General features: G+C 70.3%; 14 protein-coding genes. 7 read left to right on the plus strand and 7 right to left on the minus strand.

Features of this window, described 5'->3' with window-relative positions; translation table 11 throughout:
* Positions 1-134 precede the first annotated feature (134 nt).
* The 3 genes from ABT304_RS14050 to ABT304_RS14060 are packed head-to-tail and all read left to right on the plus strand — an operon-like array spanning position 135 to position 4442.
* On the plus strand, positions 135-2897 hold the full coding sequence (locus ABT304_RS14050) for a branched-chain amino acid ABC transporter permease/ATP-binding protein (RefSeq protein WP_179658649.1): 2763 nt from the start codon (positions 135-137) through the stop codon (positions 2895-2897).
* Positions 2894-3640 (plus strand): ABC transporter ATP-binding protein, encoded by a 747-nt coding sequence (locus tag ABT304_RS14055; protein WP_179658648.1) that lies wholly within the window; start codon positions 2894-2896, stop codon positions 3638-3640. The genes ABT304_RS14050 and ABT304_RS14055 overlap by 4 nt, the downstream gene beginning before the upstream one ends.
* Before the next feature lie 46 nt (positions 3641-3686).
* Entirely contained in the window at positions 3687-4442 is a 756-nt protein-coding gene (locus tag ABT304_RS14060) for an SDR family NAD(P)-dependent oxidoreductase (RefSeq protein ID WP_350716012.1), read from the plus strand.
* A gap of 63 nt (positions 4443-4505) precedes the next feature.
* Here the strand turns inward: ABT304_RS14060 and ABT304_RS14065 are convergent, their stop codons facing one another.
* The 4 genes from ABT304_RS14065 to ABT304_RS14080 all read right to left on the minus strand — a co-directional run bounded on the left by ABT304_RS14065 (position 4506) and on the right by ABT304_RS14080 (position 9647).
* Positions 4506-6041, minus strand: coding sequence for an FAD-dependent oxidoreductase (locus tag ABT304_RS14065; RefSeq protein WP_179658646.1), 1536 nt, complete (start codon positions 6039-6041; stop codon positions 4506-4508).
* Positions 6038-6958 (minus strand): 3-carboxyethylcatechol 2,3-dioxygenase, encoded by a 921-nt coding sequence (locus ABT304_RS14070; protein ID WP_218860875.1) that lies wholly within the window; start codon positions 6956-6958, stop codon positions 6038-6040. The genes ABT304_RS14065 and ABT304_RS14070 overlap by 4 nt, the downstream gene beginning before the upstream one ends.
* Positions 6959-7134: 176 nt before the next feature.
* Positions 7135-8400 (minus strand): ABC transporter substrate-binding protein, encoded by a 1266-nt coding sequence (locus ABT304_RS14075; protein WP_179658645.1) that lies wholly within the window; start codon positions 8398-8400, stop codon positions 7135-7137.
* A gap of 251 nt (positions 8401-8651) precedes the next feature.
* A complete protein-coding gene (locus ABT304_RS14080; protein WP_350716015.1) occupies positions 8652-9647 on the minus strand; it encodes a MaoC family dehydratase in 996 nt (331 codons plus the stop codon).
* 135 nt (positions 9648-9782) lie between these two features.
* On the opposite strand from ABT304_RS14080, the gene ABT304_RS14085 reads away from it, so the two are divergent.
* A complete protein-coding gene (locus ABT304_RS14085) occupies positions 9783-10934 on the plus strand; it encodes an acyl-CoA dehydrogenase family protein (RefSeq protein WP_350716017.1) in 1152 nt (383 codons plus the stop codon).
* Between the two features lie 60 nt (positions 10935-10994).
* On the opposite strand, the gene ABT304_RS14090 is transcribed toward ABT304_RS14085, so the two are convergent.
* Both ABT304_RS14090 and ABT304_RS14095 read right to left on the minus strand, forming a co-directional pair.
* Positions 10995-11807, minus strand: coding sequence for a crotonase/enoyl-CoA hydratase family protein (locus tag ABT304_RS14090; RefSeq protein WP_179658642.1), 813 nt, complete (start codon positions 11805-11807; stop codon positions 10995-10997).
* A 17-nt stretch (positions 11808-11824) separates the two neighbouring features.
* Positions 11825-12130 carry a hypothetical protein gene (locus ABT304_RS14095; protein ID WP_179658641.1) on the minus strand — a complete coding sequence of 102 codons (306 nt, stop codon included), beginning with the start codon at positions 12128-12130 and terminating at the stop codon, positions 11825-11827.
* Between the two features lie 230 nt (positions 12131-12360).
* Here ABT304_RS14095 and ABT304_RS14100 point away from each other — a divergent pair, with 230 nt between their 5' ends.
* The 3 genes from ABT304_RS14100 (at position 12361) to ABT304_RS14110 (ending at position 16629) form a co-directional block, all read left to right on the plus strand.
* Entirely contained in the window at positions 12361-13224 is an 864-nt protein-coding gene (locus ABT304_RS14100; protein WP_179658640.1) for an aldolase/citrate lyase family protein, read from the plus strand.
* Between the two features lie 64 nt (positions 13225-13288).
* Positions 13289-15439: an acyl-CoA dehydrogenase family protein gene (locus ABT304_RS14105; RefSeq protein WP_350716019.1), complete on the plus strand. Its 2151-nt coding sequence runs from the start codon at positions 13289-13291 to the stop codon at positions 15437-15439.
* Positions 15436-16629, plus strand: coding sequence for a CaiB/BaiF CoA transferase family protein (locus ABT304_RS14110; RefSeq protein ID WP_350716021.1), 1194 nt, complete (start codon positions 15436-15438; stop codon positions 16627-16629). Before ABT304_RS14105 ends, ABT304_RS14110 begins: the two co-directional genes overlap by 4 nt.
* 75 nt (positions 16630-16704) lie before the next feature.
* Here the strand turns inward: ABT304_RS14110 and ABT304_RS14115 are convergent, their stop codons facing one another.
* On the minus strand, positions 16705-17475 hold the full coding sequence (locus ABT304_RS14115; RefSeq protein ID WP_179658638.1) for an SDR family NAD(P)-dependent oxidoreductase: 771 nt from the start codon (positions 17473-17475) through the stop codon (positions 16705-16707).
* Positions 17476-17547 lie beyond the last annotated feature (72 nt).

Genomic DNA, 17547 nt, shown 5'->3' on the forward strand with positions numbered 1-17547 from the left:
GCGAGTAGGTGGCTCAGTTTTGTCCGCGACGTGATCGGCGACACATTTTTCCCTTCGATCCGTAGCGGTAGGCATCCTTCATGATCTAACGTCTGTGTCACTGATCACACTTCCATTCGAAGGGACTGCCGCCGATGACGCAGCATCTCGTGTTCCTCTTGCTCGGCCTCGGCAACGGAGCCGTCTTCGGGGCGCTGGCCCTCGCCATCGTGCTGACCTACCGAAGCTCCGGAGTGCTCAACTTCGGCAGCGGCGCGATCGCCCTCTATGTCGCCTACGTCTACGCCTTCCTGCGCCAGGGGCAGATCCTCCTGCCGATCCCCGGGCTGCCCAACACTGTCGACTTCGGCCAGCCGCTCGGACTCTGGCCGGCGCTGGTCATCTCGCTCGCCTTCGGGGCGCTGCTCGGCCTGCTGCTCTACGTCGCCGTCTTCCGGCCGCTCCGGACCGCGCCCCCGGTGGCCAAGGCGGTCGCCGCCCTCGGCCTCTCGCTGCTGGTCACCGGCCTGCTCGCCGAGAAGATCGGCACCGACGCGGTCGCCGTCGCGCCGATCTTCCCCGTCGAGCAGTGGCGCAGCGGTGACCTCTTCGTCTCCTCCGACCGCGTCTACTTCGCGCTCACCATGCTCGGGCTCGCGGTCCTTCTCGCACTCGCGTTCCGGTTCACGAAGTTCGGCCTCGCCACCCGAGCCGCGGCCGAGACCGAGCGCGGCGCCTACCTCAGCGGCATCTCGCCGGATCGGATCGCGGCCTACAACTGGATGCTCAGCTCGGCGGTCGCCGGCCTGGCCGGGATCCTGATCGCCCCCATCGTCCCGCTGGTCCCCGTCGCGTACACCCTCTTCATCGTCCCGGCCCTGGCAGCAGCGATCGTCGCGCGCTTCCAGTTCGTCATCTGGGCGGTCGTGGCGGGCATCGCGATCGGTGCGCTCCAGTCCGAGGCGCAATACCTGCAGACCGCCTACCCGTCGCTGCCCTCCTCCGGCCTGCCCGAGCTGATCCCGCTGGTCATCATCCTGCTCGTGCTCGTGGTGCGTGCCCGGTCGCTGCCGGCCCGCGGCGCGATCATCCTGCAGACGCTCGGACGTGCACCGCGCCCGCGTCACGTGCTCACGACCACCCTGATCATGACGGCGGTGTCCGTGCTGGCGCTCGTCCTGCTCCAGGACCGCTGGCGCAACGGCCTGATCACCACCTTCATCATGGCGATCATCGCGCTCTCGATCGTGATCGTGACCGGGTACGCCGGCCAGGTCTCCCTCGCCCAGCTGACCATTGCCGGCGCGAGCGGCTTCCTGATGGCGCCGATCGGCGAGCAGCTGCACATCCCGTTCCCCCTGGCCCCGATCGTCGGGGCGTTGGCGGCGATGGTCCTCGGGGTGGTGATCGGGCTGCCGGCGCTGCGCATCCGCGGGCTCACCGTCGCGGTGGTGACCTTGGCGCTCGCCTTCGCCGTCGAGGCGTTCTGGTTCCGGAACCTCGACTTCGTCGGCACCTCGGGCGTACGCGTCGACCCACCGACACTGTTTGGCTGGGACCTCGGCATCGGCGCCGGCGCCGACTATCCACGCATCCGCTTCGGGCTGCTGTGCCTGCTCGTCCTGGTCGCAGTCGCCGTCGGCGTCGCGCGGCTGCGACGCAGCCAGCTCGGTGCGCAGATGCTCGCCGTACGCGCCAACGAGCGCTCCGCGGCCGCGGCCGGTGTCAACGTGGTCCGGATCAAGATCCTGGCGTTCGCGATCGCCGCTTTCGTCGCGGGGCTCGGCGGGTCGCTCATGGCCTATCAGCAGCAGACGATCAGTGAGACGTCCTTCTCGGCGATGGCCGGGCTGTTCCTGTTCGCCACGGTCTACCTCGCCGGGATCACCTCGGTCTCGGGCGGTCTCCTGGCAGGCGTCACCGCGGCCAACGGCATCTTCTTCATCATGATCGACGAGGTCTTCTCGGCGGGCGGCTGGTACCCCGTCGTCGCCAGCGTGCTCCTGGTGTTCACCGTCATCCTCAACCCCGAGGGCATCGTCGGCCCCGCCCACGCCCTGATCGCAAAGCGTCGGCAGACGGTCGGGCGAGACGCCGTCGTCGGCTCGGGCGCCTCCTTCGACGATTCCGAGAAGACCGAGCACGTCGGCATGGACGCCGAGGCCTCCATCGAGCTGGAGCTGCGCGGCGTCGCGGTCCACTACGGCGGCGTCGTCGCGGTCAAGGATGTCTCGATGACCGCGCCGCGAGGCTCCATCGTCGGGCTGATCGGCCCCAACGGTGCGGGCAAGACGACCCTGATCGACGCGATCAGTGGCTTCGCCCCGCACACCGGCGAGATCGTCCTGGCCGGCGAGCCGCTCCAGGATCTCCTGCCCCATCAGCGGATCCGTGCCGGCTTGGGCCGTACATTCCAGGCGATCGAGCTCTACGAGGACCTGAGCGTGCTGGAGAACGTCAAGGTCGGCCTCACCGCCTCCGGTCATCGGCCGGAGGCCCCGGGAGCGCCGAGGAGCGGCGACACCGAGCGGATCGAGGCGGTCTTCCGGCTCCTCGGTCTCGACGCGGTCCGCGAGCGCCCGGCGGGTGAGCTCTCCCAGGGCCAGCGCCAGCTGGTCTCCATCGCGCGTGCCCTGGCCGGCCACCCCCGAGTGCTCCTGCTCGATGAGCCGGCCGGCGGTCTCGACACCGCCGAGAGCACCTGGCTCGCCGAACGCCTGCGGCGGATCCGCGACAGCGGCGTCACGATCATCGTGGTCGACCACGACATGGGCCTGATGCTGAGCCTGTGCGACCAGATCACGGTCCTCAACTTCGGCGAGGTGATCGCGTCCGGTACGCCGGCCGAGATCCGCGTCGACCCCCGCGTCGCCGAGGCGTACCTCGGCTCCCAAGCAGACAAGGTGGCCACGGCATGACGTCGAAGATCGAAGAGTCGGGCGAGCGCCCCACACCGGTGCTCGAGTGCCGGGGACTGGCTGCCGGGTACGGTGCGGTGACGGTCGTGCGAGATCTGGACGTGAGGCTCTCCGCCGGTCAGGTGCTCGCAGTCCTCGGCCCCAATGGCGCCGGGAAGACGACGGTGATGACGACGCTGGCCGGCCTCCTGCCCCGGATCGAGGGCGAGGTGGTGGTCAACGGCACGCCGTTGCCCAGCGCCCGTCCCGGCGCTGCCAACAAGGCGGGGCTCGTTCTCGTCGCCGACGACCGCGCGCTGTTCACCAGCCTCTCGGTCAGAGAGAACCTCCAGATCGCCCAGAAGAGCGGAGGCCCGAGCCTCGAGGCCACCATGGAGATGTTCCCGGCGCTGAAGAAGCGGCTCAAGGTCTCCGCCGGCTCCATCTCCGGAGGCGAGCAGCAGATGCTCGCCGTCGCGAGGGCACTCGTGCAGCAGCCCAAGGTGCTGCTCATCGACGAGATGAGCATGGGTCTGGCCCCCGTCATCGTCGAGGAGCTGCTTCCCGTCGTACGCCGCATCGCCGACGAGACCGGAGCCGTGGTCGTGCTCGTGGAGCAGCATGTCCACCTCGCCCTCGAGGTCGCCGACGAGGCGCTGGTGCTGGTGCACGGCGACGTACGCCTGCAGGGAAGCGCCGCGGAGCTGGCTGTTCACCCCGAGCGGCTCGAGGCGGCCTACCTGGGCGAGGCCGCCGCGGTCTGAAGCCGGGCCCGAGAACCGCTCGGGCACAGGGAAGGAAGGTAGCGCCATGACACGATCCCTCGAGGGCAAGGTGGCCCTCATCAGCGGGACGGGTGGCGGCATCGGTCGCGCCGGAGCGTTGCGCTTCGCCGAGGCCGGCGCCCGGGTGGTCGGCTGCGACGTCGACGCCGAGAGTGCGGCACAGACGCAGGCGCTGGTCACCGAGGCGGGCGGCACGATGATCGATGTCTCGCCGCTCGACCTCGGCGATCTCGAGGAGTGCCGGCGGTGGGTGGACCGGGCGGTGACCGGGTTCGGCCAGGTGGATGTGCTGTGGAACAACGCCTCCACGGGCGCCTTCGGCACCATCGAGTCGATGACGGCGCAGGAGTGGGACCGCTCGATCCGCAACGAGCTCACCCTGGTCTTCCTTGCCACGAAGGCGGCCTGGTCGCAGCTGGGCGCGGGCGGCGGACTGATCATCAACACCGCCTCGGTCGCCGGGCATGGCGGCAGTGTCGCCGGGATCGCTCACTCCGCGGCCAAGTGGGGCGTACGCGGCATGACCCACGTCATGGCCGCCGAGGGCGCCCCGCGCGGCATCCGGGCGGTCAGCATCAGCCCCGGCGTCGTCGAGACGCCCGGTTCTGCCGAGCAGCTCTCCCAGCCCGGGGTGCTCGACGGGCTGCTGGCGAAGTCGCTGGTGCCGCGACTGGGTCAGCCTGACGACATCGCCAAGCTCGCTGCCTACCTCGCCTCGGACGACGCCTCGTTCGCCACCGGCGCCGACTTCCGCGTCGACGGCGGCCTGGTCAACCACTGATCTCCCACACCACCGCCGAGTCGGCTCGTCCTGACGGACAGGACGAGCCGACTCGGCGGTTTGTCAGCTGCTCAGCAGGGTGCGCTGCTCATCGGGGTCGACGAGCTTGATCCGTGGCCGTCCGGACTCGCGGCCGAGCTGCTTCTCACGGCCGTCGATCTTGGCCCAGGCGTCCATGCCGACGCCGACGGAGGGGATCTCGCCGGTCGGGTCGGGCAGGAGACCGGCCTCGAAGTCGGCCACCAGGGCACCGACGGTCTCCTTCGCGCACCACTTGTTGGCGCCGATCCCGCCGGACGGACCGCGCTTGATCCAGCCGGAGACGTACAGACCGGGAGCGACGCGCCCGTCCTCGTTGGGTACGCGGCCGAGCGCCTCGTCGAACGGTAGACCGGGCACCGGTCGGCCGCGGTAGCCGATGGCGCTGAGCACCAGGCCGGCCTCCAGCTCGTCGCCGTCGTCGAAGCGGACCGCACGTACGGAGGTCTCGCCGAGCAGGTCGGTGGGGCGTAGACCGAAACGGAACTCGAGCCGGTGCTCGGCGTCGTCTCCGGTGAGGCCACGCAGGAGGTCGAGCTTGTGCGCGACGATCGGGTCCTCGCTGGCGACGTCGAGGTCCTCGGGACGTACGGACAGGCCGAGGCCGGCCACCTGGGTCAGGCCGATCAGCTCGCCCGCGGTGAATGCGGCGTGCTCGGGGCCGCGCCGACCGACCAGGACGACCTCGCGGATCTTGCTCTCAGCCAGAGCCTCGAGCGCGTGGGCGGCGATGTCGCTCCTGCGCAACACGTCCGGGGTGGCGAGCAGGATCCGGGCGACGTCGAGGGCGACGTTGCCGTTGCCGATGACGACGGCTCGCTCGGAGGTGAGGTCGAACTCCAACCCGGCCTGGGCCGGATGGCCGTTGTACCAGCCGACGAAGTCGACCGCGGAGTGGGAACCCGGCAGGTCCTCGCCGGGAATGGCGAGCTTGCGGCCCTCGGAGGCACCGGTCGCGACCACGACGGCGTGGTGGCTCGCGGCAAGCTCCTCCAGGGTCACGTCGACGCCGACGTCGACGCCGAGCCGCACTGACACCCCGGGTGCTTTGAGCACCTTCTCGATCGAGGTCCCGGCGTCCTTGGTGGCCAGATGGTCAGGGGCGACGCCGTACCTCACCAGGCCACCCGGGGTGAGAAGCCTGTCGATGACGGTCACCTCGGCCTTGACCCCGCGGACGCCCAGGAGAGACTCGGTGACGTAGCCGCCGGTCGGACCCGTGCCGACAACGGCCACCTTGAGCGGCCCGGGACGCGTGGCGGTGAGGACGGGCTCGCGCGGGGGAGGGGCGTACGAGGACCGCTCGGGAGCCGCGAACCAGGCGGAGTTCAGGGCGAGGAAGGGCTCGTCGATCGGGTCCAGGTCGTAGTCGGCGGTGATCGCGCTGACCGGACAGACGTCGACGCAGGCACCGCAGTCGATGCAGCTGGCGTCGTCGATGTAGAGCATCTCGGCGGTGCCGAAGTCGGGCTCGCCCGGGGCCGGGTGGATGCAGTTGACGGGGCAGACGGGTACGCAGGCCGCGTCGTTGCAGCAGCTTCCGGTGATCACGTGCGTCATGGCTGAACCTGTTCGATCTGGGACGGGGAGGGAAGGGGAGCGGAGGTGGCGCCGGTCGGGGTCGTGGCGACCCCCATCCCGGTGATCCACTCGGGGACCGGCTCGTAGGCGACGGTCTCCATGGGTGTCGCCCCGGCGGCGACGGCGGCGATCCAGGTACGTACCTCATGCGCGCCGACGCCGGCGGGGATGATGTCGGCGTCGGTGAATGTCGCCAGGCTCTCGGGGTCCTCCGCGATGCGGGCGAGGAACGCCTGGTCCCAGTCGGGCACGATCTTCTCCCGGGCCGCGGCGCGACCGGCCTCGTTGACCGCGAGGCGCTCCTCGTCGGAGAGTCCGGCCGCGGCCGCCTCCAGGCTGGGCGGTGAGTGCGAGAGACCCCCGGAGCCGACGTACAGCACGCGCTTGCCGAGACCGGAGAGCTCTTCGCCCACCTGCCGGCCCAGCGCGTAGGCGCGACCGGGCGAGGCCAGCGGGGGAGTGGCGCAGTTGAGGTAGATGGGGATGACCGGCACCGTCGGCAGGTCGCCGATCAGATGGCCGTACGTCTGCCCGAACCCGTGGTCGAGGGCGACCTTGCGCACGACGGTGACGTCGAAGCCCTGGGCGAGCAGCGAGGCGGCGAGCGGCTCGGCGATCTCGGCCGGCACGTCGTAGGAGCCCGTCGGCGAGCCGAGGTCGCCGAGGCCGTCGGCGGCCAGCATCAATGCGACCGCCGGGACGCTGTCCACGAACGCGCGCCGGTGGTCGCTGCCGAAGAAGACAACGAGATCGGGCTCGAAGGCCGTCACCCGGCGCCGGGCCTCGTCGATGCCGGCCCGGAAGTGCGCACCGTGCTCCTCGGTGGCGTCACGGAGCATCCCCGGGCTGTGGGAAGCGCAGACGACCATCGTGTCGCTGGCCGGTCTTCTAGGCATTGGTCGTACTCCTTCTGACGTTCGCGCCAAGTCATACAGTGCGTTGGACGGGGTAGATGTGACCTACTCTACAGGAAATCTGACAGTAGAGTCACTATAGATCTACTCCCGGGTGGAATGCGGACCGCCCGCCGCCCGGTGGAGTGCGGGCGACGGGCGACGGGCGGTCGGCGGGGTCAGCTCGCGGGGCTGTAGAGCTCCGGGTCGGAGGGGACCAGCTGGTAGTCCTCGAGCTTCCCGTCAGCCGTCGCTGAGGCGATGATGCCGTCGGAGCTGCACACGTTCGGCGAGATCGGCATCTGCTTGCCGTCGCAGGTGAAGGTCGCGCCGGCACCCAGCGGGTAGTTCGTCGCGGGCGCCGACTTCATGGCGGCGGTGACGCCCTTGGCGCTCACGTCGGTGATCTTGGCGGCGTTGAGCGCATTGATCATTCCCAGCATCGGCGAGTAGCCCGAGCCGGTGATGACCGACTCCTTCGCGCCGTCGCCGTACTTGCCGACGACTGCCTGGAAGAGCTTGGTGTCCTCGGCTTCCGGGTCGAGGTCCGAGGTGGTCACCACGTGGACGCCCTCGTAGCCGCCGGGGATGGACTTGGCGCCCGCGGCCGAGAGGCACTGGGCGATCGCCGTGATGGCGGCGTCGGGGTCGACGGCCTTGATGGCCTGAATCGCCGGCGTGCAGAAGCTCTCGTTGCCGAAGACGTGGTAGAGGCCCGGCTCGTCGGCGCTGGCCGCGGTGATCTGCGGCGTCATGTCCGCGGTGCCGGGCGGGATCGCGGAGACCTCGAGGTCGATGCCGGCGTTCTTGTAGAGAAGCGTGCCGACGTCGCGGGCCGGACCCTCGGCGCCGGGGACGCCGACGACGACCATGACGGCCTTGGAGACGCCTTGCTCCTTGCCGTCGGCGGCCGGGACGCCGAAGTAGGAGAGGCTGTTGAACAACGAGAAGTAGCCCGGCGTGGTCAGCGCTGCCTTGGTGCTTCCGCTCGCGGCGATGATCGGGATCCCGGCAGGGGTGAGGACCTCGATCGTCTGGTCGACCTCCGCCAAGGTGCCCTCGACGACGGCGGAGACGCCCGCGGTCACCATCTGGTTGGCGCAGTCGGTGGCCATCGCGGGGTCCTGACGCACCTCGCACACCTTGACCTCGACCTTGTGACCGCCGATCCCGCCGAGATACTCATTGGCGTACGCCGCGGCTGCCTGGGCGCCGCGGAACTCGTCGCTCTGGTCGACGGCCTGGCCCTTGCCTTCGCTGATGACGCCGATGGTGACGGGGGAGCCGGTCGCCTTGTTGGGGGTCCCGAGGGCTGCTGTGTCGAAGGCTGCCGAGCTCGCTTCGCCGGTGCTGTCGCTCGACCCGCACGCGGTGATCGTCAGTGCGAGGGCGACCGGGAGCGTGAGGGCCAAGGATCGGCGGAGGCCGGATCTGGAAACGTGCATTGGAATCTCCTAGGGAGGACTCGACCCACGAATGAAACTGAACATACATGTCAGATCAGGGTCTGGAGTGATCTTGGCATGACGTATGTCACATCGCAAGAGGTGCTGGGCCACGGCCCCGAACTTTTCCATTTCTGGCAGGTCGACGCCCGTGCGCTCCTGCCGCGACCGAGGTGCGTAGCTCGTGGAGGCGATGGACGTGAGGTAGACGCGCCTGTCAGGTAAGCGCGAGCGGGCGTGCCCCTGCGTGGTCAGGCGACGAGGGCCGTGTAGCGCCAGTCGAGCACCTCGCGGGCATCGCCGCCGGGCGCGTGTGCCGTGACGACCGAGCGCAGTCCAACGGCTGTGCCCTGCGTGAGTGCCGTCGAGGAGAGCACCTCGATCCGGCTGGTCACGGTGTCGCCCTCGTGGACCGGGCCGGTGTGGTCGCAGGACTTCCAGCCGAGCACTGTGACCAGGTTTGGCAGCGCCCGGGTGAGCTGCGCGAGGGCGAGTCCGATGGTGTGCCCGCCGTACACAAGCCGTGACCCGCCGACCCGCTCGTCGTGGTGGACGGCGGCGATGTTCAGGGTCAGCCGGGCCAGCTCGGGTGCCGAGGAGACGACGTCGCCCGATGTGGTGAACGACTCTCCGACGAGCTCGCCGGCGGTGCGGGGGCTGGGGACGCGTGCGCGGAACTCCGCCAGGTCCCAGCCGTCGGGGGCGAGCCATGCATCGGTCCCGTCGGCGACCCCGATATCGGCGAGGTCCTGGTCGTGGATGCGCCTGCCCGCGGCGGGGGCGGGGCTCAGGGGCAGCATGGCGCAGCGGTGGAAGTCGAGCACTGTCGCGCCGCGCTGATCGGTCGTCGTCATGCGCAGCGCGGCGAGCCCGGTCGGCGCCCGGTCTGGCTTCGGCGTGTTCTCGCGCAGGCCGACCACCTCGGTCCGGGTTGCCAGGGTGTCGCCGAGGTGGGGGAAGCGGTGGAACCGCAGACCGCGGTAGAAGAGGTTCGCCTTGACGTGGTGCGTGGCCAGTGTCGACTGCCCGATCGCGAGGTCCCAGACCAGGCTCGGGCTGGCGACCGGGCTGGTGGATCCGGTGACCGCACGGGAGAGCTCGTGGTCCAGGGGAAGGCGCAGCCTGTCACCGAGGATCGCCCGGTGGCCGGCGGCGAGCCCGTCGGTCAGTGTCACCGCCGGCGCGGTCTCGAAGGTCATGCCCACGGTGAGCTCGTCGAAGTAGGGTCCGCCCACGGATCTCGACATCAGGTGCCTTTCACGCGGCCGGCGTCGTCGCCAGGCCCGGTTTCTGGTGACATGAATGTCACATCTCTCTTGGATATACCCATCGTTGCGCCAGAAAGGCTTGACCACAAGTGTCAGATCATTCACGATCGAGCCATGAGCAATCTCAGTCCGGAAGAGTCCTATCTGGTGCAGACAGTGCGCGACTTCGTCAACCGTGAGGTGAAGCCGACGGTTCGCGAGGTCGAGCATGCCAACGAGTATCCAGAGAAGTGGATCGATCAGATGAAGCAGATCGGGATCTTCGGGCTGGCGATCGGCGAGGAGTACGGCGGCGGTCCGGTGTCGACACCGTGCTACGTCCAGGTCACCGAGGAGCTCGCCCGGGGCTGGATGAGCCTGGCCGGCGCGATGGGCGGGCACACTGTCGTCGCCAAGCTGATCGGCCTGTTCGGCACCGAGGAGCAGAAGCAGCGCTACCTCCCGCCGATGGCGACCGGCGAGATGCGCGCCACGATGGCGCTGACCGAGCCGGGCGGGGGATCCGACCTCCAGGCGATGACGACGACCGCCCGTCGCGACGGTGACGACCTGGTGATCAGCGGCGCCAAGACCTGGATCAGCAACGCGCGCCGTTCCGGGCTGATCGCGCTGCTGTGCAAGACCGACCCGCAGGCGACACCGCGTCACCGGGGCATCTCGATCGTCCTGGTCGAGCACGGGCCCGGGTTGGTCGTCTCGCGCGATCTCCCCAAGCTCGGCTACAAGGGCGTGGAGTCGTGCGAGCTCTCCTTCGACGGCTACCGGATCCCGGCCACCGCCGTGCTCGGCGGGACCGAGGGCAAGGGCTTCGGCCAGATGATGAAGGGCCTGGAGACCGGTCGTATCCAGGTCGCCTCCCGTGCACTCGGCGTCGCTGCGGCGGCCCTCGAGGACTCCTTGGCCTACGCCCAGCAGCGCCAGACTTTCGGCAAGCCGATCCACCAGCACCAGTCGATCGGCAACTACCTCGCCGACATGGCGACCAAGCTGACCGCCGCCCGCCAGCTCACCCGATACGCCGCGGAGCGCGCGGACGCGGGGGAGCGCTGCGACATGGAGGCCGGAATGGCGAAGCTGTTCGCCTCGGAGGTGGCGATGGAGATCGCCCTCACCGCGGTCAGGATCCACGGCGGCTACGGCTACTCGACCGAGTACGACGTCGAGCGCTACTTCCGCGACGCGCCGCTCATGATCGTGGGGGAGGGCACCAACGAGATCCAGCGCAACGTGATCGCCAGCCAGCTTGTGGCACGCGGCGGGCTCTGACGGGAAAGACACGCGGGGTGAGCCGACCATCCGGTCAGGCTCACCCCGCAGTGGGGGATCTCAGCGGCCCTGCCACACCGGCGGGCGCTTCTCGGCGAAGGCGCGTGGGCCCTCTTTGGCGTCCTCGGAGAAGGCGATCATCGGCAGCAGCCGGCTGGTGGCCTCCCAGCCCGCCTGTTCGCCGGGCCGCTCGCCCTCAGGCGTCTGCCGCAGGGCGATCTGCTTATGCGCCTGCACTGCCAGCGGAGCGTTGCCGGCGATGGTCGTGGCCAGCTCCAGCGCGGCGGCGAGGACCTGGTCGGCGGGGACGACCCGGTTGATCAGATGGAGATCGAGGGCCTGCTGGGCGCTGATCGGGTCGCCGGTCAGCAGCAGCTCCATCGCGACGGCCTGCGGCAGCTTCTCGATGAGCCGGAAGGCGCCGCCGGCGCCGGCGATCAGGCCGCGCTTGACCTCCGGCAGGCCGAAGGAGGCGGTCTCGGCCGAGACGGTGAGGTCGCTGGCCAGCACCAGCTCGGTGCCGCCGCCGAGGGCGGGACCGTTGACGGCTGCGATCGTCGGCTTGCTGATCGCGTGGCCGACATAGCCGGCCAGACCCCAGGCCTCGCGGCCCTCGGGGATGATCCGCTCGCCGCGGCTGAGCGCCTTGAGGTCGGCCCCGGCGCAGAACGCCTTGTCGCCCGCTCCGGTGAGCACAACGACCCGGACGGCCGGGTCGTGCTCGGCCTGCGTCAGGGCGTCGCCGACCACGAGGCACATCTCCTCGTTGACGGCGTTGCGTGCCTCCGGCCGGTTGAGAGTGATGATCATGATGCCGTCGCGCACCTCGGTCAGGGCCGCGGGCGACGTGGTCTCGGGTGTGGTCGTCGTCATCGTCGAGTCCCTCCGGATCAGTCGCTGGAGGGGAGCGGCTTGGCGCTCTTGATCGTCAGGGCCTCGCCGTCGAGGGCGAGCGAGCCCGTGCCGGGCTTGGTCACCAGCACCTCGATCGTGCCGGCCCCGTCGACGTACCTCTTGCCGATCGCGGTGCCGTCGGCGGCGTCGGCCGCCAGCGTCAGGCCGGGATCGGGTGTCGAGGTGAGCTCGATCACCGGGGATCCCCCGCAGGTGAGCGTGCCGTCGGTGGCGTCGGCCCGTACGACGATCATCTGGGTATCGCAGACCTGGCTTCGCAGGCGTGCACCGGTCTTCAGCATCGGACGTCCTCCATGGCTGCTATTGCTTACGCGTGTGGCATTGAACTGGCTCGACTGTAATCGCACGTCTGACGCTCTGTCTATGTCTGCAGTGGTGGAATCGCGCGAAGATCCACCCCAGCTTAGGAGTAGAATCTGACAGCGATGGTCATATACGCTGTTATCGGCGTCACAACCGTAGCGCCTAGCTGAGGAGCCGAGCCTGTGCCAACCGACCTCGAGGGGGAGCCGTGAGTGCGACCAGCCATCTCTACGTGCCGGGGAGCAAGCCCGAGCGGTTCCACAAGGCCGAGCAGGCGGTGGGCTCCGGTGCGGTGATCTTCGATCTCGAGGACGCGGTGGCGCCGCGTGACAAGGCCGCCGCCCGACAGTACGTCGCAGAGCATCTCTCACGCCCGCGACCGTCGGGACCGGCCGCGCCGCTGGCCTGGGTACGCCTCAATGCCGACGAGCGTCTCGAAGCCGACCTCGAGGCCGTTGTCGGTGCCGGCCTCAGCGGCGTGATCCCGGCCAAGACCTGCTCCCGCGAGGAGCTGGACCGGCTCGACGAGCTGCTGACGGCCGCGGAGGCCGAGCGTGGCCTGGCCCGCGGCCGCACCGCCGTCGCGCCGCTGATCGAGTCCGGGCTCGGGCTGGCCAACGCCGTCGACATCGCTCACGGGCCGCGTGTGACGACCCTGCATCTGGGCGAGATCGACCTCGCCGCGGATCTCGGCCTCGAGCCCGGTCCGGACGAGACCGAACTGCTCTTCGCACGCAGCCAGGTCGTCGTCGCCTGCAGCGCTGCCGGGATCACCAGCCCGGTGGCGCCGGTATCGGCCAACTTCCGGGACCTCGCCGGGTTCACCGCCTCGACGCGCGCCCTGCGCCGCCTCGGGTTCTTCGGCCGAGCCTGTATCCACCCCGACCAGATTCCGCTCGTCGAGCAGGTCTTCAGCCCCAGCGCCGAGCAGGCCCGCGAGGCGGCCGACATCCTGCGCCGACTCGAGGACGCCGGTTCCGGGGTCGCACTCGACGCCGAGGGCCGCATGATCGACGAGGCCGTCGCCCGCCAGGCGCGCCGCGTCCTCGCCCGCCGCCCGTCGACCACCTGAACCGTTGCCCGACCCCAACCACTGCGGCGGCCTCCCGTCGCCCCATCGATGAAAGGTGAGTGCCATGGCTTTGGCGATCACTGAGGATCACGAAGCGCTCGCCGAGGTGGCGAGCTCCTACCTGCAGCGCTCCGAGGCACGCGCCGCCGCGCGGGCCACGCTCGAGTCGCCGGCAGCTCTGCCCGAGTCTTGGAAGGCGGTCGCGGACCTGGGGTGGCTCGGCCTGCATCTCGACGAGGCCCATGGCGGGTCCGGCTATGGCCTGGCCGAGCTGGCCGTCGTCCTGGAGTGCTTCGGTCACGAGCTGGCACCCGGTCCGTTCCTGCCGACCGTCGTGTGCTCGGCGATCATCGCGGCCTCGGCCGAGGAGGACGTACGCACCGACCTCCTGCCCGGCCTCGCCGACGGTAGCCAGGTCGGGGCCGTCGGTCTCGCCACCGGGCTCAGCCTGAGCGCCGACGGCACCCTGACGGGCGAGAGTCGCGCCGTACTCGGCGCACCCACTGCGGACCTGGTGGCGCTCGTCGTCGGTGACGACGTCGTCGTGCTCGACGTGTCCGCGCCGGGCCTGGAGGTCAGTCCCGACGACGCCTTGGACAGCACGCGCGGCATCGGCACGGTGACCGCCGGGTCGGTCGCGGTGCCGCGCGAACGGGTTCTGATCGGCGCAGCCCGCCGTGCGGTGACCGCATTCCGGATCCTCGCCTCCGCCGAGGCCGTCGGCAGCATCAACGCCTGTGTCGAGGAGGCCACCGCCTATGCCAAGGTGCGCGAGCAGTTCGGCCGCCCGATCGGCACCTTCCAGGCGGTCAAGCACCACCTCGCCAACATGCTGGTCGACGCCGAGCAGGCCGTCGCAGCGGCCTGGGACGCGGCCCGCTCCACCGACCTGGACGACGCCTGGTTCGCAGCCGCGGTCGCCGCGGCGCACGCCGCCCGTGCCCAGGTGCAGACCGCGCGGCTGAACATCCAGCTTCACGGCGGCATCGGGTTCACCTGGGAGCACGACTCCCACCTCTACCTGCGTCGCGCCGAGACCGTCGCCGCGCTGCTGCGCGACGGCCGCGACCCGCTGCGCGACGTCGTCGAGGGCTACCGCGGGGGCACCGCCCATGGCGCCTCGTTCGAGCTTCCCGAGGAGTCCGAGACCTACCGCGCCGAGGCCCGGGAGGCGGTCGCCCGGCTACAGAGCCTGCCGGAGTCCGAGCGTCGTGACTTCCTCGTCGACAGCGGTTACCTGGTGCCGCACTGGCGCGCGCCGTGGGGACGCGGCGCTGGCGTGGTCGAGCAGCTCGTCATCGAGGAGGAGTTCACCGGCGTCGAGCTCCCCGACACCGGAATCTCGGGCTGGATCAGCCTGACCATCTCCCAGGAGGGCACCGAGGACCAGCAGTCGCGCTGGATCGACGACGTGCTTCGGGGACGCTCGGACTGGTGCCAGCTCTTCAGCGAGCCCGACGCCGGCTCGGACGCGGCCGCGGTGCGCACCGTCGGCAAGCGGGTCGAGGGTGGCTGGCTGGTCACCGGGCAGAAGGTCTGGACCAGCACCGCGGCATCGTGCCAGTGGGGCCTGGCCACGGTGCGTACCGACTCCAGCGCCGGCAAGCATGCCGGCGTCACGATGATGGCGATCGACATGGGCCACCCCGGTGTGGAGATCCGACCGCTGCGCGAGCTGACCGGCGACGCGCTCTTCAACGAGGTCTTCTTCGATGACGTCTTCGTGCCCGACGCCGACGTCGTCGGCGGGGAGGGGCAGGGCTGGAAGGTGGCCCGGGCCACCCTGGGCAACGAGCGCGTCTCCATCGGCGGCGGCAGCGGATCGATCTCCTTCGGGCCCACCCAGCTGCTCGAGCTGCTCGACGAGGGTCCCGGCCAGCCGGCGTACGCCGAGCACGAGGTCGGTGCGGTGCTGCTGGAGGCGTACACGCTGAAGCTGCTCAATATGCGCCTCGCTAGCCGGGCTCTGGCCGGCGGCCGTCCGGGGCCGGAGGCCAACATCACCAAGCTGCTCAAGGCCGAGCACTCTCAGCGGATCACCAACCTCGGCATGGTGCTCGCCGGCACCGCGGCGGTCACCGGGCACCGGCCGGAGGTGAGCGACCCTTACCTGTTCGCGCGCTGTCTGACCATCGCCGGCGGCACGTCGGAGATCATGCGCAACACGATCGCGGAGCGGCTGCTCGGGCTGCCGCGCGATCCGCTGGCGCGGTGAGCACCGTGTCGGACCTTCCCCTCGACGGCATCACCGTGGTCAGCCTGGAGCAGGCGGTGGCGGCGCCGTACGCCACCCGGCAGCTCGCCGACCTGGGCGCCCGGGTGATCAAGATCGAGCGGCCCGGCACCGGCGACTTCGCGCGCGGCTACGACGACACGGTGCACGGTGAGTCCAGCTACTTCGTCTGGTTGAACCGCTCCAAGGAGTCGCTCACGCTCGACCTGAAGACCCCCCAGGGGATGCAGATCCTGTGGGAGCTGCTGACCGAGGCCGACGTCCTGGTACAGAACCTCGGTCCCGGCGCCAGCGCCCGGATGGGCCTCGGCGCGGCCGCGCTCGCCGAGTCCCACCCGCGCCTGATCGTGTGCGACATCTCCGGCTACGGCGCCGACGGCCCGTGGCAGAACCGGAAGGCGTACGACCTCCTCGTGCAGGCCGAGGCCGGGCTGCTGTCGGTCACCGGCTCGGAGGACGAGGTCGCCAAGGCGGGGATCTCGGTGGCCGACATCGCCGCCGGCTCGTTCGCGTACTCCGGAATCCTGGCCGCGCTCTTCACCCGGGCGACCACCGGCCGGGTCCGCCCGGTCTCGGTCTCGCTGTTCGAGGCGCTTGCCGAGTGGATGGGCTCACCGGCCTACTACACCCGCTACGGCGGTACGAGTCCGCTGCGGACCGGCGCCCGGCACGCCACGATCGCGCCGTACGGCCCGTTCGTCGCCGGTGACGGTGAGGCCGTCCTGCTCGCCGTGCAGAACCACCGCGAGTGGGTACGGCTGTGCGAGGAGGTGCTCGAACGGCCCGACCTGGTCGCCGACCCGCGCTTCGCTCGCAACCCCGACCGGGTCGCGCACCGCGACGAGCTGGAGCCGATCATCGCCGAAGGGGTCACCGGGTTCACCAGCGCCGAGCTCGCAGCCCGGCTGGAAGCCGCCGGCATCGCCAACGCTCGGATGAACACCATGGCCGAGCTCTGGGCGCACCCTGTGCTCGCCGAGCGGAAGCGCTGGCGCGAGGTGGCCACTCCGGGGGGACCCGCCGAGGCGCTGGTGCCGCCCGCGTCCCTGGCCGGGATCGAGCCGCGGATGGACCCGGTGCCTGCGGTCGGGGAGCACAGCGAGGCCATCTTGGCCGCCCTGGGTCGTACGCCGGCCGAGGTCGAGGCGCTCCGGGCCGCTGCGATCATCTGAGCGGCGTCGAAAAGAGCGGGCGCCCGGCCGGTCGGCCGGGCGCCCGCTCGTTGTCGTACGGGGTTGTACCCCGGCCTACTTGGGCTGGAAGCGCAGCGCTCCGTCGATGCGGATGACTTCGCCGTTGAGGTAGTCGTTCTCGGCGATGTGCGCGACCAGGGCGGCGTACTCCGAGGGGCTGCCCATCCGGTTCGGGAACGGCACGGCGGAGCCCCAGAACTTCTCGGCCTCGTCGCGCTCCATCTTGAAGGCGGGCGTGAAGAACGTGCCCGGCGCGATCGCCATCACCCGGATGCCGAGCTTGGACAGGTCGCGTGCCGCGGGGACGGTGAGGCCGACGACGCCGCCCTTGGCGGCGGAGTAGGCGGTCTGGCCGATCTGCCCCTCGAAGGCGGCGATGCTGGCGGTGTTCACCACGACCCCGCGGCAGCCGCCCTCGTCGGGCTCGTTCTTGGCCATCGCGGCCGCGCCCAGGCGCAGCACGTTGAAGGTGCCGTTGAGGAACAGGTTGATGTACCACTGGAACTGGTCCATCGGCGCGGGCGAGCCGTCGCGTCCGACGACGCGTGAGGCGCCGGCTCCGCCGCCGTGGGCGTTGACGACGACGCGCAAGGGGGCGAGATCGGCCGCCGCGGCCAGGGCCTCGTTGACGCTCGCCTCGTCGAGCACGTCGGTGCGGACGTACGTCACGTTGCCGCCGACCTCGGCGGCGAGCGACTTGCCGGCCTCATCGTTGAGATCGGCGATCACGACCGCCGTCCCGAGGCTGGCGAGCTTGCGCACCGTGGCCTCTCCCAGACCACCTGCGCCTCCCGTGACGATGGCCGATGCCTGACTGATGTCCATTGTCCAACTTCCTCTCGAGAGCCTGCGTCGGTCAGGGAACCACCGACCTCGCAAAGATGACACAAACGTCAG

This window comes from Nocardioides sp. NPDC000445 (assembly GCF_040300245.1).
In the GTDB taxonomy this organism is placed as follows: Bacteria; Actinomycetota; Actinomycetes; order Propionibacteriales; family Nocardioidaceae; genus Nocardioides.

Bases quoted from the DNA above. Each gene is read 5' to 3' on its own strand.
- ABT304_RS14050 (WP_179658649.1), top strand. From the start codon at position 135: ATGACGCAGCATCTCGTGTTCCTCTTGCTCGGCCTCGGCAACGGAGCC.
- ABT304_RS14055 (WP_179658648.1), top strand. From the start codon at position 2,894: ATGACGTCGAAGATCGAAGAGTCGGGCGAGCGCCCCACACCGGTGCTC.
- ABT304_RS14060 (WP_350716012.1), top strand. From the start codon at position 3,687: ATGACACGATCCCTCGAGGGCAAGGTGGCCCTCATCAGCGGGACGGGT.
- ABT304_RS14065 (WP_179658646.1), bottom strand. From the start codon at position 6,041: ATGACGCACGTGATCACCGGAAGCTGCTGCAACGACGCGGCCTGCGTA.
- ABT304_RS14070 (WP_218860875.1), bottom strand. From the start codon at position 6,958: ATGCCTAGAAGACCGGCCAGCGACACGATGGTCGTCTGCGCTTCCCAC.
- ABT304_RS14075 (WP_179658645.1), bottom strand. From the start codon at position 8,400: ATGCACGTTTCCAGATCCGGCCTCCGCCGATCCTTGGCCCTCACGCTC.
- ABT304_RS14080 (WP_350716015.1), bottom strand. From the start codon at position 9,647: ATGTCGAGATCCGTGGGCGGACCCTACTTCGACGAGCTCACCGTGGGC.
- ABT304_RS14085 (WP_350716017.1), top strand. From the start codon at position 9,783: ATGAGCAATCTCAGTCCGGAAGAGTCCTATCTGGTGCAGACAGTGCGC.
- ABT304_RS14090 (WP_179658642.1), bottom strand. From the start codon at position 11,807: ATGACGACGACCACACCCGAGACCACGTCGCCCGCGGCCCTGACCGAG.
- ABT304_RS14095 (WP_179658641.1), bottom strand. From the start codon at position 12,130: ATGCTGAAGACCGGTGCACGCCTGCGAAGCCAGGTCTGCGATACCCAG.
- ABT304_RS14105 (WP_350716019.1), top strand. From the start codon at position 13,289: ATGGCTTTGGCGATCACTGAGGATCACGAAGCGCTCGCCGAGGTGGCG.
- ABT304_RS14115 (WP_179658638.1), bottom strand. From the start codon at position 17,475: ATGGACATCAGTCAGGCATCGGCCATCGTCACGGGAGGCGCAGGTGGT.